Source organism: Actinosynnema mirum DSM 43827, from assembly GCF_000023245.1.
Lineage (GTDB): Bacteria > Actinomycetota > Actinomycetes > Mycobacteriales > Pseudonocardiaceae > Actinosynnema > Actinosynnema mirum.
Genome location: NC_013093.1, coordinates 2,419,713 through 2,435,098 on the forward strand (window position 1 = coordinate 2,419,713; position 15,386 = coordinate 2,435,098).

The 15,386-nt window shown below is 73.0% G+C and carries 10 protein-coding genes and 1 pseudogene; 5 read left to right on the forward strand and 6 right to left on the reverse strand.

The annotated features are described in order from the left end of the window. The 5 genes from AMIR_RS40120 to AMIR_RS11000 all read left to right on the forward strand — a co-directional run bounded on the left by AMIR_RS40120 (position 1) and on the right by AMIR_RS11000 (position 8,237). Positions 1-1,365 carry a PPE domain-containing protein gene (locus tag AMIR_RS40120; protein WP_015801023.1) on the forward strand — a complete coding sequence of 455 codons (1,365 nt, stop codon included), beginning with the start codon at positions 1-3 and terminating at the stop codon, positions 1,363-1,365. 91 nt (positions 1,366-1,456) lie between these two features. Beyond that, on the forward strand, positions 1,457-2,251 hold the full coding sequence (locus tag AMIR_RS10985; protein ID WP_015801024.1) for an ESX secretion-associated protein EspG: 795 nt from the start codon (positions 1,457-1,459) through the stop codon (positions 2,249-2,251). Between the two features lie 475 nt (positions 2,252-2,726). After that, positions 2,727-4,484 (forward strand): glycoside hydrolase family 6 protein, encoded by a 1,758-nt coding sequence (locus tag AMIR_RS10990; protein WP_276145747.1) that lies wholly within the window; start codon positions 2,727-2,729, stop codon positions 4,482-4,484. Between the two features lie 424 nt (positions 4,485-4,908). Beyond that, a complete protein-coding gene (locus tag AMIR_RS10995) occupies positions 4,909-6,294 on the forward strand; it encodes a sigma 54-interacting transcriptional regulator (protein ID WP_015801026.1) in 1,386 nt (461 codons plus the stop codon). Then, complete coding sequence (locus AMIR_RS11000; protein ID WP_015801027.1) at positions 6,291-8,237, forward strand: vWA domain-containing protein; 1,947 nt, start codon at positions 6,291-6,293, stop codon at positions 8,235-8,237. The genes AMIR_RS10995 and AMIR_RS11000 overlap by 4 nt, the downstream gene beginning before the upstream one ends. A gap of 647 nt (positions 8,238-8,884) precedes the next feature. Here AMIR_RS11000 and AMIR_RS41680 read toward each other — a convergent pair. The 6 genes and pseudogenes from AMIR_RS41680 to AMIR_RS41685 all read right to left on the reverse strand — a co-directional run. After that, a pseudogene (locus AMIR_RS41680) lies at positions 8,885-9,421 on the reverse strand (RNA polymerase sigma factor); the annotation flags it as partial. A gap of 91 nt (positions 9,422-9,512) precedes the next feature. Then, positions 9,513-9,983: an NUDIX hydrolase gene (locus AMIR_RS11010; RefSeq protein ID WP_015801029.1), complete on the reverse strand. Its 471-nt coding sequence runs from the start codon at positions 9,981-9,983 to the stop codon at positions 9,513-9,515. Between the two features lie 214 nt (positions 9,984-10,197). After that, positions 10,198-10,410 (reverse strand): hypothetical protein, encoded by a 213-nt coding sequence (locus tag AMIR_RS38975; RefSeq protein WP_143760695.1) that lies wholly within the window; start codon positions 10,408-10,410, stop codon positions 10,198-10,200. A 577-nt stretch (positions 10,411-10,987) separates the two neighbouring features. Beyond that, positions 10,988-12,556 (reverse strand): methyl-accepting chemotaxis protein, encoded by a 1,569-nt coding sequence (locus AMIR_RS11015; protein ID WP_015801030.1) that lies wholly within the window; start codon positions 12,554-12,556, stop codon positions 10,988-10,990. Between the two features lie 177 nt (positions 12,557-12,733). Continuing rightward, complete coding sequence (gene ctaD, locus AMIR_RS11020) at positions 12,734-14,503, reverse strand: aa3-type cytochrome oxidase subunit I (RefSeq protein WP_015801031.1); 1,770 nt, start codon at positions 14,501-14,503, stop codon at positions 12,734-12,736. Between the two features lie 39 nt (positions 14,504-14,542). Beyond that, the gene (locus AMIR_RS41685; protein ID WP_245554604.1) at positions 14,543-15,349 is read right to left on the reverse strand and encodes an MFS transporter; all 807 of its coding nucleotides are present in this window, start codon (positions 15,347-15,349) and stop codon (positions 14,543-14,545) included. Between the last annotated feature and the right edge of the window lie 37 nt (positions 15,350-15,386).

The following is a 15,386-nucleotide window of genomic DNA, read 5'->3' on the forward strand; positions in this document are numbered from 1 at the left end:
GTGGCGGGCGAAGCTGTGCTCATCGGAGGTCCTCTTGGGCAGGCGGTGTACGCGAAGAGCATCCCCAAGTGGTTCCAGGACGGCGGGGTCGTGCAGAACGCCCAGAGCGTCCGGGAGAGCTGGGTCGCGGTCTCCGACAGCCAGGCGGAGGCCGCCCGGCTGATCGATCAGGCGATCAAGGACTCCGGAGCCACCTGGCAGGGCGCCGCGGCGGACACCATGCGCGCGGCGACCACCCCGCTCTCCTCGTGGGCGCTCGCCGCCTCGGACGGCGCTCGGACCGCCGCCGGGGCGATGACGGACGCGGCGGACGCCTACAGCCAGGCCAAGAACTCCGTGCAGCCGTCGGTCGCGCTTCCGGATCAGCCCTGGTACCAGGACTTCGTCCCCTGGGACACCGACTACGACAAGGCCGTCGAGAAGAGCGCCGCTGTGGACGCGCAGAACATGCGGGTCTACGAGGAGTACGGGAACCGGATCGGCCAGATCACCGCCTCGATGCCGCAGTTCGACAGCCCCGAGGAGATCAACGGCAGCGTCGAGGACACCTCGTCTGCCACGATCGACTCCACCCAGGGGTACACCGGCTATGACGGGCGGGTCGGCAGTAGTGGGGTGGGGCAGGGCTCCTACGTGCCCGGCGGTTACCAGCCTGGGGTTTCCACGGCTGGGTACGCGGTTCCGCCTGGGAGTGGGGGGAACTCGACCACCGTGCCCTCGTGGTCCACCAGCCCGGCCGTTGCCAACCCTGGGAGCGCTTACCCCGGCGGGGTGGGGGGCACTTATCCCTCCGGTGGTGGGCAGAGCGGTGCCGGTGGGTATGGCGGTGGGGCCGGGAGTGGTGGGTACACCGGCGGTGGTGGCGGGTACGTCGGTGGGGGTTATCCCGGTGGGAGCGCCGGGAGCGGGGGGCGGTACACCCCTGGAGTTGGTGGAGCCAGTGGGAGTGCGGGTTCCGGTGGTGGGCGTGGTGGAGTCGGTGGTGCTTCCGGTGGGCTTGGCAAGGCCGGTGTCGAGGGCGCTGGGGGCGCTGGTGGTGGCGGGCTTGGTAGAGCCGGCGGGTTTGGTGGGGCCGGTGGGTTCGGCAGTGGCGGCCTGGGGAGTGGTGGGTCCGCTGCCGCTCTTGGCGCCGGTGGCAGTTCCGGCGTAGGCGGCAGCGGAAGCGGCGGCGTCGGTGCTGGTGCTGCGGGTGCCACCGGAGCGCGTGGTGCTGCCGGTGGCATGGGGGCCGCCGGGATGGGTGGCGCCGGAGGTGGGCGTGGGCAGGGGAGTGAGGACGTCGAGCACTCGGCCAAGTACCTCGAAGCCACCGACGCCTACTACGAGGACGACCGGCTCGTCGCGCCGCCCGTCATCGGTGGATGAGCGCGGCCAGTAGCAAAAGCCAAGGAAGGCAACAGGAGCACGAAGACCGGACCGTCCACGAAGGACCGTCCGGTCGCACGGGGGTTGGGAAGTGCTGCACGGCAGAGTTGTGCTGCCCGCCGCGGCGGTCTACGTCGCCTGGCAGGCCGTCGGGCTCCCCGAACTGCACCGCGCGCTGATCGTCGAGCTGGACCTCGACGACGCCGCCCTCGCCGAGGGCGACCTGGAGAGCGGGCTCGCCGCCTTCCGGGACGGGTGGGCGGCGCTCGACGCGGCCGGGTTCGCGCGGGGGCGGGAGGTTCGGGGGGATCTCGCGGGCGCGCTCCGGGTGGTCGCCGAGGCGGCGCGGGACTACTACGCGTTCTTCACCGCAGGCGACGAGCGCACCCGGTCCGCCCTCGTCTCCGTGTCCGGGCGGGACGCCGTGCGCGTCGTCGTCCGCGCCGACAAGCACCTCGTCCTCGAACCCGTCCGCCCCGAGGACGCCGTCCCCGCGCTCGTCTCCGCGCTGCCCCAGGCCCCGCCCGGTCGCGGGCGCGTGCTCACGCTGCCGCTCGACGCGCTCGAACCCGGCCGGAACCCGGCGGCGGGGGACGGGACGTTCCTGCAGCGGAACCTGCCCTCCGCGAACGCCCACGAACAGCAGGTCCGCGAACTGCGCGAGCTGCTCGCCGAACCCCGCGCCTGCGGCGGCCAGCTGTTCTCGACCGGGCGCGACCGCACCGGCAGACGGGTCCGCTCGGCCCGCCCGCTCACGTTCTTCGACACCCCGAGCGGGCGCTACCTCCAGTTCGAGGTCGACCAGCGCGGCACGCCCTGGATGACCGTCCAGCCCGCCGACTTCGGCGCCCTGGTCACCCGGCTCGCCGCCCTCGCCACCGGCTGACGGCGCCGCCCGGCCGGAACCGCGCGGGACACCCCCCGATCGGCCCGCCACCACCCGGACCAGCCCCACGCCCGCGCCCGTGCGCACGACGTCTAGCACCGCCGCTCCACCGGTCACGAGCGGCTGAACAGGTGGACCACCTGGCCGCCGTCTGCCACGCACAGTGACCACGCAACGGCCGAACCCCCGAAACCGCACCGACAAAACCCCAGGTCAGAGCAGTGGAAACGATTGCGGCAAGTCGAGAAGTCGACTTTTCTGCCAAATCGAGCCTGGTAAACGTCACGTGTCGTGCGTTACGGTCCTTTCTGGGAACGCTCCCAATCCCGACACCCCGGTCTTGCGTCGACGGCGGCATCGGCGAGGAGGGCTGGGAGCGCTCCCAGACGGCAAATTGCTCGCAAGGAGGCGATGCATGAGTCTGCGCACTTTTGCCCGGTCACGGCGTTTCGCCGGGACCGCGGCAGCGCTCTCGGTGACCGCTCTGGCCGCGACCGCGGTCGTGGTGGGCGGCCCGAGCGCCAACGCCGCACCGGGGTGCCGGGTGAACTACAGCGTCACGAACCAGTGGTCCGACGGCTTCGGCGCCACGGTCACGGTCACCAACCTCGGTGATGCCATCACCGGCGGTTGGACCCTGGAGTGGGACTTCGCCGCAGGTCAGCGAGTCGGCCAGGGGTGGAACGGCACGTTCGCCCAGTCGGGCGCGAAGGTGACCGTCACCAACCCGACCTGGAGCCCCGGCCTCGGCAGCAACGCGTCGGTGTCCCCCGGCTTCAACGGCACCTGGAGCGGCAGCAACCCCGTGCCGACCCAGTTCAAGCTGAACGGCACCGTCTGCACCGGCTCGGTCGGCCCGACGTCCACCACGACGACGACCACGACCACGACCACCGGTGGCAACACGACGACCACGACCTCCGGGAACAACCAGCCCGGCACCAGGGTCGACAACCCGTACGTCGGCGCAGGCGTCTACGTCAACCCGCAGTGGTCGGCCCGCGCCGCCGCCGAGCCGGGCGGGTCGCGCATCGCGAACCAGCCCACCGGCGTGTGGATGGACCGCATCAGCGCGATCGACGGCAACGGCTCGCCCACCACGGGCAGCATGGGCCTGGTCGACCACCTGGACGAGGCGGTCAAGCAGGCCCGCACCGCGCCCGGCGGCAACCTGGTCTTCCAGGTCGTCATCTACAACCTGCCCGGCCGCGACTGCGCCGCGCTCGCCTCGAACGGCGAGCTCGGGCCGAACGACCTGCCGCGCTACAAGACCGAGTACATCGACAAGATCGCGGGCATCCTCGCCCGGCCCGCCTACGCGAGCCTGCGCATCGTGGCCGTGATCGAGATCGACTCGCTGCCCAACCTGGTCACCAACGTCTCGCCGCGGCCGACCCAGACGCCGAACTGCGACACGATGAAGGCCAACCAGAACTACCAGAACGGCGTGGCGTACGCGGTGTCCAAGCTCGGCGACATCGGCAACGTCTACAACTACCTCGACTCCGGCCACCACGGCTGGATCGGCTGGGGCGACCCGATCCCCGAGTACGACAACTTCCACGCCTCGGCGAAGATGATGGCCTCGATCCTGGGCCGCGAGGGCGCCACCAAGGCCGACGTGCACGGCTTCATCACCAACACGGCGAACTACTCCGCGCTGGAGGAGCCGTTCTGGACGGTGGACGACGTGGTCGGCGGCCAGGCGGTCAAGGAGAAGTCGAAGTGGGTCGACTGGAACGACTTCAACGGTGAGCTCGGCTTCGCCACCGCGTTCCGCCAGGAGCTCGTCGCCAACGGCTTCGACGCCGGCGTCGGTATGCTGATCGACACTTCGCGCAACGGCTGGGGCGGCTCCGGCAGGCCCACCGCCAAGTCGAGCTCGACCGACCCGTCGGTCTACGTCGACCAGTCGCGCATCGACAAGCGCATCCAGAAGGGCAACTGGTGCAACCAGTCCGGCGCCGGTCTCGGTGAGCGGCCCAAGGCCGCTCCCAAGCCGAACATCGACGCCTACGTCTGGATCAAGCCGCCGGGCGAGTCCGACGGCTCCAGCACCCAGATCCCGAACAACGAGGGCAAGGGCTTCGACCGGATGTGCGACCCGACCTACGGCGGCAACCCGCGCAACGGCAACAACCCGTCCGGCGCGCTGGCCAACGCCCCCATCTCGGGCCACTGGTTCTCCGCGCAGTTCCAGGAGCTCATGCGCAACGCCTACCCGACGCTCTGACGGACCGGCAGCGCTGAGCACCTGAGCACGAGCACTGAGCACTGAGCACTGAGCACGACCACCTGATCGGGGGCTGGGAACCGGGAGACCGGGGCCGGTTGGCCGGAACCGGGCCGGAGCGCGGAACCCGGCTCCCCATCGGGAGAACCACCCGACCGAGCGATCGGTGAGGTGGCAGGGAACACCCGCCGACGGCGGCGTCCACACCGGGACGCCGCCGTCGGCGCTTTCCCGGCGGCGCGAACCTGAGGGGGCGCGGTCGACCCGCGCTCCCGGACAGCACATCGTTCCAGGGCCCCGTTTTATTCCCCGTTCACCCCGACGCGAACGGGCGACAACCCCACCAGGCGAAACCCGCCCCCACCGGACCACCGCCGCCGCCTCCCACATCGACCGCACGCCCCCGCCTGCGTAGCGTCGAGGGGTGACCTCTCGACTTCCCACCACCGTCGGCGAACTGCGCGCCTCGGGACACCAGCCGCGCGGGGTCAAGGCCGAGATCAGGGAGAACCTGCTCGCCGCCCTGCGCTCCGGCCGCGACCCGTGGCCGGGCATCGTCGGCTTCGACCGCACCGTCCTGCCGCAGCTGGAGCGGGCCCTGCTCGCCGGGCACGACGTCGTCCTGCTGGGCGAGCGCGGCCAGGGCAAGACCCGCCTGCTGCGCACGATCGTCGGCCTGCTCGACGAGTGGACGCCCGTCATCGAGGGCGCCGAGCTGGGCGAGCACCCGCTCGACCCGATCACCCCCGAGTCCAAGCGCCGCGCCGCCGAGCTGGGCGACGACCTGCCCGTCGTCTGGCGGCACCGGGACGACCGGTTCGCCGAGAAGCTCGCCACCCCCGACACCTCCGTCGGCGACCTCGTCGGCGACGTCGACCCGGTCAAGGTCGCCCAGGGCCGCAGCCTCGGCGACCCCGAGACCATCCACTACGGACTCCTCCCGCGCTCGCACCGGGGTGTCATCGCCGTCAACGAGCTGCCCGACCTGGCCGAGCGCATCCAGGTGTCGCTGCTCAACGTCATGGAGGAGCGCGACATCCAGATCCGCGGGTACACCCTGCGGCTGCCGCTGGACGTGCTGCTCGTCGCCACCGCCAACCCCGAGGACTACACGAACCGGGGACGCATCATCACCCCGCTCAAGGACCGGTTCGGCGCCGAGATCCGCACCCACTACCCCCTCGAGGTCGCCGCCGAGGTGGACCTGGTCCGCCAGGAGGCCGACCTCGTCGCCGAGGTGGGCGACCACCTGCTGGAGGTCGTGGCCCGGTTCGTGCGCCACCTGCGCGAGTCGTCCGCGATCGACCAGCGCTCCGGCGTCTCCGCCCGGTTCGCGGTCGCCGCCGCCGAGACCGTGGCCGCCGCCGCGCTGCGCCGCTCCGCCCTCACCGGCGAGTCCCCGGCCGTCGCCCGCCCGGTCGACCTGGAGTCGGTGCCCGAGGTGCTGCGCGGCAAGCTGGAGTTCGAGGCCGGTGAGGAGGGCCGCGAGCAGGAGGTGCTCACCCACCTGCTGCGCCGCTCCGTCGCCGACACCGCCCGCGCCGCGCTCGCGGGCGTCGACCTGCGCCAGCTCGCCGAGGCCGTCTCGGACGGGCACCCGGTGGCCACCGGCGAGCGGGTCACCGCCGCCGAGCTGCTCGGCGCGCTGCCGGAGCTGCCCGTGCTGCACGAGGTCGCCACCCGCCTCGGCGCCGACCCCTCGGGGCCGGCCGGGCGCATCGCGTCCGCCGTCGAGCTGGCCCTGGAGTCGCTGTACCTGACCAGGCGGCTGGCCAAGGACGCGGACGACGACCGATCGGTGTACGGGTGAGCGGCTACCGGTACGGCCGGTACGCCGACGGCCCCGACCCGCTCGCCCCGCCCGCCGACCTGCGCGCCGCCGTCGACGAGCTGGGCCGCGACATCATGGAGGGCGCCTCGCCCGAGTCGGCGCTGCGCGAGCTGCTGCGGCGCGGCCTGCCCGGCGGGCGCGGGCTGGACGACCTGACGGCCCGGCTGTGGCAGAAGCGGGCCGCGCTCGCCCGCCGCAACCGGCTCGACGGCACCCTGCAGGAGGTGCGGCGGCTGCTCGACGAGGCCCTGGAGGCCGAGCGGGCGGCGCTGTTCCCCGACCCGGACGACGACGCCCGGTTCCGCGAGGCCCAGCTCGACGCGCTGCCCACCGGCACCGCCGCCGCAGTGCGCGAGCTGTCCTCGTACGACTGGCGCTCGCCGCGGGCCCGCGAGTCCTACGAGCGGATCTCGCAGCTGCTCGGCCGGGAGCTGATGGACCAGCGGTTCCAGGGCATGAAGCAGGCCATGGGCGGGGTCGGGCAGGCCGACGTCGAGCGCATCCAGGAGATGCTGGGCGACCTCAACGCGCTGCTCGCCGCGCACGCCTCCGGGCAGGACGTGCGGGAGCGGTTCGCCGAGTTCATGCGGCGGCACGGCGAGTTCTTCCCGGAGGACCCGAAGGACGTGGACGAGCTGGTCGACGTGCTGGCCGCCCGGTCCGCCGCCGCGCAGCGCGTCATGAACTCGATGACCGAGGAGCAGCGGGCCGAGCTGTCGGCGCTGAGCCAGCAGGCGTTCGGCGGGTCGCAGGTCGGCTCGCAGCTGTCCGCGCTGGACTCGCTGCTGCGCGGGCTGCGGCCCGGCGAGGACTGGGACTCCTCGGCCCGGTTCCGGGGCGACAACCCGCTGGGGCTGGGCGAGGCCGCGCAGGCCATGGCGGACCTCGCGGAGCTGGACCAGCTCGCCGAGCAGCTCTCCCAGTCCTATCCGGGAGCCCGGCTGGAGGACATCGACCTGGACGCGCTCGTGCGCCAGCTCGGGCCCGAGGCCGGGGTCGACGCGCGGGCGCTCGCCGAGCTGGAGCGGCTGCTGCGGCAGCAGAACCTCGTGGAGCGCGCCCCCGACGGCACGCTGCGGCTCACGCCGAAGGCGCTGCGGCAGCTGGGGGAGAGCGCGCTGCGCGGCGTGCTCGACGGGGTGCGGGCGCAGGGGCGGCGCGACAGCCGCCAGGCCGGGGCCGCCGGGGAGCTGACCGGGTCCACCCGGCCGTGGCAGTTCGGCGACACCGAACCGTGGAACACACCACGCACCGTCACCAACGCGGTGCTGCGCACGTCCGGTACGTCACCGGGCGGGGCGGTGCGGCTGGACGTGGTCGACGTCGAGGTCAGCGAGACCGAGCAGCGCACGCGGGCCGCCGTCGCGCTGTGCGTGGACACCTCCTGGTCGATGGTGCAGGACGGGCGGTGGGTGCCGATGAAGCGCACCGCGCTGGCGCTGCACCACCTGATCAGCACCCGGTTCCGGGGCGACGCGCTGCAGATCGTCACGTTCGGGCGGCACGCCGAGGCGGTCGACGTCGGCGAGCTGACCGCGCTGGAGGGCGTGTGGGAGCAGGGCACCAACCTGCACCACGCGCTGCTGCTCGCGGGCAGGCACCTGCGCAGGCACCCCGACGCCCAACCGGTGGTGCTCGTGGTCACCGACGGTGAGCCCACCGCGCACCTGGAGCAGGACGGCGAGGCGGTGTTCCACCACCCGCCGCTGGACCGGACGCTGGCCAGGACGGTCGCCGAGGTCGACGCGCTGAGCGCCCTCGGCGCGTCGCTGACGCTGTTCCGGCTGGGGGACGACCCCCGGCTGACCGCGTTCATCGACCGGGTGGCGCGGCGCAGCGGCGGCCGGGTGGTCGCGCCGGACGAGGACGGCCTCGGCGCGGCGGTGGTGGGGGACTACCTCAGGTCGCGGCGCAGGCGGTGAGCTCACGCGCCGGGGTCGCGCACGGCGACCTCGGCGCGCACCTCCTGCAGCAGCCGCCCGCCCCGCTCCAGGTGCACCCGGAACACCAGCGCGAGCACCCCGGCCCGCGTGGGCGTGACGGTGAAGGTGACCGGCGCGCCGCTGCGGTCCTCGGCGACCCGCGCGCGCCGGGTGAGCGGGTGCACCAGCGCGTCGTCCACGTGCAGCAGCACCCGGATCGGCTCGGGGGAGGGCAACCGGTCCAGGTCGGGGGGCTCGGCGACGAAGGTGAAGTCGACCTCGAACGCCGTGCCGACCAGGGCCCCGCCCGCGGGGCGCAGCACGATCCGGGAGGCGCGGCCGAGGGCGGGAACTCCGCCTTCGAGGCCGGTGACGCCCAGGCCGGTGATGTCCGGGCCGCCGGTTTCCGGGTCGGTGACGCCTGGTCCGCCGGTTTCCAGGCCGCCGCCGCCCGGTCTGCCGGTTTCCGAGTCGCCGCCGCCCGGTCCACCGGTCTCCGGCCCACCGCCCTCCAGCCCGATGTCCGCCAACCCGGTGCTCCCCGGTCCGGCGCCCTCCAACCCGGCGCCCTCCAACCCGGCGTCGGTCAGCCCCGTACCCTCCAGCTCGGCGTCCTCCGGCCCGCCGATGCCCAGCTCGGCGTTCTCCTCGGCGTCGAGCCCGTCCCGCAGCGCCTTCAGGCACCCGCCCCTGGTCGGCCCGCCGCGCGGTGAGGACAGCGCCTCCGCGAGCCCCCGGTAGTCGGTCCGCTCGGCCAGCACGGTCAGCCGCAGCAGCTCCTGGCACTGCCGGGGCAGCCCCCGGAACGCCCGCCACAACCGCCGGTCCCGCCCCGGCGCGCCCACCTGGAGCTCGGCGTCGAGCAGCTCCGCCACGCCCCGCGCCTCCACCCGCCGCGCCTCCCGCCGCGTGGCCACCACCAGCCACCCGGCCAGCGCCCGCGCCTGCGTGACGCGCTCCAGGTTGCGCCGCAGCGCCAACCACACCGCCTGCACCACGTCGGCCGCCGTCACCCGGTCGAGCCCGTGCCCGCGCGCCACGTGCCAGACCAGCGGCGTCAGCTCGGCGATGAGCACGTCCAGCCCCCGGTGGTCACCCCCGCGCGCCGCGACCAGGCAGGCCTCGTGCAGCTCGACGCCGCGCAACCCCTCCCACGGCGCCCCCCGGTCCCGCTCCTCGCCCACGTCGCCCCTCCCGCCCACGAGCACCGCCCGTTCCGATGTTCACACACCCCGTGCCCGCCGCCCCGGCAACGGGTGACCGCCAGTCGGGTGGTCACCACCCGTACACGCTGAAGGGCGTGGCGGTGCGGTGACCGTCCAGGCCCAGCAGGGAGTACTCGATCAGGTCGTCGGGCAGCGCGTCGAGCCCGAACCAGCGCAGCTCGGCGCACTTGTCCGGCTCCGCGTTGACCGGCTCGCCGCCCCAGGCCGCGACCACGAAGAACAGCCCCAGCCGCGGCTCGACGCCGGGCGCGGTGGCGTGGGCGGTGTGCACGAGCCGCAGGTCGGCCTCGGCGATCGTCACGCCCAGCTCCTCGTGCGCCTCGCGGGCGGCGGCGGTGAGCGCGGACTCGCCCGCGTCGAGCTTGCCGGACGGCAGGTGCCAGCGGTTGTCGAACCGCGGGTGCGCGGGATCGCGGCGCAGCGACAGCAGCACCTCCGAACCGGAGCCGGAGCCCGGACCTGAACCAGGGCCTGGGCGCAGCAGGAGCAGGTGCACGTCGATCAGGTGGCGGTCGGCCACGGCGGTCCCCCTCGTGTCCCCGGAACGTCTCGTTGATCTTCTCGGGTGTGGCTGACGAATGGGAGACCGACATCGAGGATTCCGCCGGGGCGGTGGCCCGGCTGGTCGAGCGCGCGGTCCGGGAGGTGCCGCTGCCCGCGTCCACCGCGACCCGGCTGCGCGCCCACCCGGTCCAGCCGGTGCTCGCCGTCCTGGCGCTCGCAGGCATCGTGCTCTACGAGCGCGGTGTGCTGCCCGCCGCGGCGGAGGCCAGCAACCCCGCGCCGCACCACGCCACCCGCATGGCCGAGCCCGCCACCAGCTTCTTCGGCCCCGACACCGTCGTCGACATCGACACCCCCGCCGCGCACGAGCTGCGCCGCCTGCTCAAGCGCGGTCGGGACGCGTACGCGCTCGCCGGGCCGCGCGGCGTCGGCAAGACCACCATGCTCGGCCGCTGGTGCGCGGGCCACTACGCCGAGCAGGGCGGCCCGCTGCTCGCGGTCCGGGTCGACGCGCCCGTCGACTACCAGCCCAGGGACTTCCTCGGCTACCTGTTCGGGGCGCTGTGCGACGCCGTCGAGCGGTGGGCCCCCGCCCCCGGCAGGGTCCGGTCACCGCGCCGCACCGGAGACCGCCTCACCCCGGCCCAGCTGGACGAGCGGCCCGCGCCGCACGGGCTGCGCGCCTACCGGGAGCGGGTCGAGCAGACCGAGGTGGGGGAGGCCGGCGAGGGGCTGCGGGACGACATCGTCGCCCTGCTGGGGCACCTGACCACCCTCGTGGCCGTCTTCGGCGACGACCTCGACAAGACCTGCCTGGCCACCGGGCTGCGCGGCGGCCCCGGCGGCCTGAGTCGCTCGCTCGCGTGCGCCGCTACCAGGGCGCCAACCCGTACGCGGCCGGTGAGCTGCTCACCGCGTTCCGCCGCGCCTGGAACCAGACCGCGTCCGGGAACGGCGAAAGGCCCGGCGCCCCCCCGCAAGACAAGAGGGGAGCGCCGGGCCCATGGGGCGAACCGCCGGTCAGGACGTGCGGAACCCGGACACCAGCGACTTCAGGTTCTCCGCCATGCCCGCCAGGTCGCCGGCGGCGCGCTGCGCCTCGGCCACGCTGGTGGTGGTGCTGCTCGCCGCGCTCGCCACGCCGGTGATGTTCGCGGCGATCTTCGCGCTGGAGTCGGACGCGTGCGACACGTTCCGGTTCATCTCGCCGGTGGTCGCGGTCTGCTCCTCCACCGCCGAGGCGATGGTCATCTGGTGGTCGTTGATCTGCGCGATCACGTGGCTGATCTCGGCGATCGCCGCCACCGCGTTCGTGGTGTTCGACTGGATCACCTCGACCCGCCGCGCGATGTCCTCGGTGGCCCGCGCGGTCTCCTGCGCCAGGTCCTTGACCTCGCTCGCCACCACCGCGAAGCCCTTGCCCGCCTCACCGGCGCGCGCGGCCTCGATCGTGGCGTTCAGGGCCAGCAGGTTGGTCTGCTCGGCGATCGAGGTGATCACCTTGATGACGTCGCCGATCTCCGCGCTGGACTGCCCCAGCTCACCGACCGTGGCGGTGGTGCTCTGGGCGGCGGCCACCGCGCGGGACGCCACGTCGGCGGCGTCGGAGGCGCTGGTGGAGATCGAGCGGATGGCCTCGCTCATCTGGTCCGAGCCGGTGGCCACGGTCGAGATGTTGTCCGACACGTCCTGCGCCGAGGTCGCGACCTGGTTGGCCTGCGCGTCGACCTCCTGCGCGCTGCGGGCGATCTCCGCGTTGGTGGTGTGCAGCTCCTCGGCGGCGTTGGCGAGCGCCGACGCGGACTGGTCGATGGTGCGCACGGCCTGCCCCATGCTGGACGCGGCCCGGTTCAGCGCCTCGCCCATCTGGGCGACCTCGTCCTTGCCCTGCACGTCGACGCGGCCGGTCAGGTCGCCGTCGGCGACCCGGTTCAGCACGGTCACGACCTCGGACACGGGGCGCGAGATGCGGCGGCCGATCCACAGCGCCACGGCCACGCCCGCGAGCGTGCCCAGCACCAGGATCAGCGTCATCTGCAGCTGCGCCGACTCGACGGTCTCGTTGAAGTCGGTGCTGGACGCCAGGTCGTCGACAGCGGCCTGCACCTCGACGGTCAGCACGTCCTCGTAGGTCTTGCGCAGGTCGCGGTTCACGGTGGCGGACGCGGTGATCGCGCCCGCCCGGTCGGTGGCGAACAGGTCCAGCTCGGCGGTCACCGAGGTGTGCCACTTCTCCAGCTCGGCGCGGACCTTCGCGACCGCCTCCTTGCGCTCGGGGCGCTGGGTGGAGGTCTCGGAGCTGCGCAGCGCGTCCGCGACGGCGGTGAAGCGCTTCTCGAAGCTGTCCCGGTAGGACTGCTCGCCGGTCAGCAGGTAGCCGCGCTCGTCGTTCGCGGCGGCCTTCGCCTGGAGCGCGGCCTCCTGCAGGCCGTTGAGGTAGGGGACGGTCCGGCTCAGCTGCATCTCGTTCGTGTCCTGCAAGGACTCGATCTTCACCAGGCCGGTGACGCCGGTCAGCACCGAGGCGAGGGCCACCACGCCCACCGCGAGCAGCACCTTGGTGCCGATGCGGACATCCGACAGTTTCATGACAAGCCTCTCGCGGAACCTACGGTGCTGGCTGCACCTGATCCGCTACGGCACCGGCCGCCCGGTCCTGAGCGCGCCACCGGTGAGGTGACCCACTCGGGCGCGGGCCGGGTCCCGCCGACCGGGGGAGAACCCCCTCCCCGGCGCGGATGCCGGGTCCCACCGACGGGCGAAGGTTCACTCGTCCGAGGGGCTCTTCCGGTTGCGGTCGGTCGGCGCGAGCGCCTGCTCGGTCGTCGGGTCCGGCGGGGTCGACTCCCCGCCCCTGCGCAGCGAGAAGTGCGCCTCCGCCCGCATCCGGTCGACCATGTGCGGGTGGTGCAGCTCGAACGCGGGCCGCTCGCTGCGGATGCGCGGCAGCTCGGTGAAGTTGTGCCTGGGCGGCGGCGACGAGGTGGCCCACTCCAGCGAGTTGCCGAACCCCCACGGGTCGTCCACGCCCGCGAGCTCGCCGTAGCGGTGGCTGCGCACCACGTTCCACACGAACGGCAGCACCGACGCGCCCAGCACGAACGACCCGATCGTGGACAGCGTGTTCAGGAAGGTGAACCCGTCCGACGGCAGGTAGTCGGCGTACCGGCGCGGCATCCCCTCGTTGCCCAGCCAGTGGTGCACCAGGAACGTGGCGTGGAAGCCCAGGAACGTGGTCCAGAAGTGCAGCTTGCCCAGGCCCTCGTCCAGCATCCGGCCGGTCATCTTGGGGAACCAGAAGTAGATCCCGGCGAAGGTGGCGAACACGATCGTGCCGAACAGGACGTAGTGGAAGTGGGCGACGACGAAGTACGTGTCGTGCACGTGGAAGTCGATCGGCGGCGACGCGAGCAGGATGCCGGACAGGCCGCCGAACAGGAACGTCACCAGGAACCCGATCGAGAACAGCATGGGCGACTCGAACGTGAGCTGCCCCTTCCACATCGTGCCGATCCAGTTGAAGAACTTGATGCCGGTCGGCACCGCGATCAGGAACGTCATCAGCGAGAAGAACGGCAGCAGCACCGCGCCGGTCGCGAACATGTGGTGCGCCCACACCGCCACCGACAGGGCGGCGATCGCGAGCGTGGCGAACACCAGGCCCTTGTACCCGAACAGGGGCTTGCGGCTGAACACCGGGAACACCTCGGTGACGATGCCGAAGAACGGCAGCGCGATGATGTACACCTCGGGGTGGCCGAAGAACCAGAACAGGTGCTGCCACAGGATCACGCCGCCGTTGGCCGGGTCGAACACGTGCGCGCCGAGGTGCCGGTCGGCGGCGAGCGCGAGCAGCGCCGCGGTCAGGATCGGGAACGCCAGCAGGATCAGCACGCTGGTGACCAGGATGTTCCAGGTGAAGATCGGCAACCGCCACATGGTCATGCCTGGCGCGCGCAGGCACACCACGGTGGTGATCATGTTGACCGCGCCCAGGATCGTGCCGACCCCGCCGAGCGCCAGCCCGAGGATCCACAGATCCGCGCCGACGCCGGGGGAGTGCGCGGCCGTCGACAGCGGGGTGTAGGCGGTCCACCCGAAGTCGGGAGCCCCGGCCGGGGTGAGCATCGAGCTGACCGTCACCGTCGCGCCGAACAGGTAGAGCCAGTACGAGAGCGCGTTGAGCCGGGGGAACGCGACGTCCGGCGAGCCGATCTGCAGCGGCAGCACGTAGTTGGCGAAGCCGAACACGATCGGGGTGGCGTAGAGCAGCAGCATCACCGTCCCGTGCATGGTGAACAGCTGGTTGTACTGCTCGTTGGAGAGGAACTGCATCCCCGGACGGGCCAACTCGCCCCGCATGAGCAGGGCCATCAGGCCGCCGACGAGGAAGAAGAAGAACGACGTCACCAGGTACATCAGCCCGATCCGCTTGGGATCGGTGGTGCGCAGCAACCCCAGCAGCACCGACCCCTTGGACCCTCGCGCGCCCGCGCCGGGGCGGACGACCACGGGTTCCGGCTTGAGCGCGGTCATGCCGCCTCCTCGGGCTGCGGTGCCAGGGCACCTCATGCTCTACCCGCGCCACCGGGCGGTAATCGTCCGAACGCCCCCGTCTCGGGGTGGAATATCCACATCCCGGCGGCGTCCGCGCTGATCCGTTCGGCCGCTTCCGGGAGCCGGACCTGCGCGGCCCCCGCCGCCGCGCCGCCCTGGCGCGCCGGGGCCTCGGCGGTCGTCCTCGGGGAGGCCGGGGAGAGCGCGGCGGTCACCGCCGGCGCCGCGGCCATCGCCCAGAACGCCCAGTGCGGTGAACGCACCGGTCAGGCCGGTGCTGAAGCGGTCGCTCACCAGGGTGGTCAGCGCGGCCACGCCCAGTGCGCCGCCGAGGTTGCGGACGGTCTGGGAGATCGCGGTGACCTCGCCGTAGGAGGCGCCGAGGGCGCGGTTGACCGCGTCGGTGCTCACCGGGCTCAGCATGAAGCCGACCGCGCCGACCGTCCCGCCCAGGGCGACCACCGGCTTCGCGCCGTGCCGGTCGAACCGGGTCGAGCCGATCCGGGAGGTGATCACGAAGCCCGCGAACAGCTTCAGGAACAGCAGTCCGGTGTCCAGCGCGGACAGCCGCAGGGACACCTGGCCGTAGACGCTGAGGAAGAAGACCGGCACGAACACGATCGAGCACAGCAGCGTCACCACGACCGAGACGGTGAAGCCGCGGTCGGCGAACCCGGCCAGGTTCACCAGCGGGGCCTGCGACCTGCGCTCCAGCGCGACGAACAGCGGCACCAGCGCGAGACCGGCGGCCAGGGGCGCGAGCACGCCCGGCGACGTCCAGCCCCAGGAGCCCGCCTGCTGGAAGGCGAGCACGATCGCGGTCATGGCGGTCGCGGCGACCACCGCGCCCCGCCAGCGCGGC

Bases quoted from the DNA above. Each gene is read 5' to 3' on its own strand.
- AMIR_RS38975 (WP_143760695.1), bottom strand. From the start codon at position 10,410: ATGGTGGTCTTGCCGACGCCGCGCGGCCCGGCGAGCGCGTACGCGTCC.
- AMIR_RS11015 (WP_015801030.1), bottom strand. From the start codon at position 12,556: ATGAAACTGTCGGATGTCCGCATCGGCACCAAGGTGCTGCTCGCGGTG.
- ctaD (WP_015801031.1), bottom strand. From the start codon at position 14,503: ATGACCGCGCTCAAGCCGGAACCCGTGGTCGTCCGCCCCGGCGCGGGC.
- AMIR_RS41685 (WP_245554604.1), bottom strand. From the start codon at position 15,349: ATGACCGCGATCGTGCTCGCCTTCCAGCAGGCGGGCTCCTGGGGCTGG.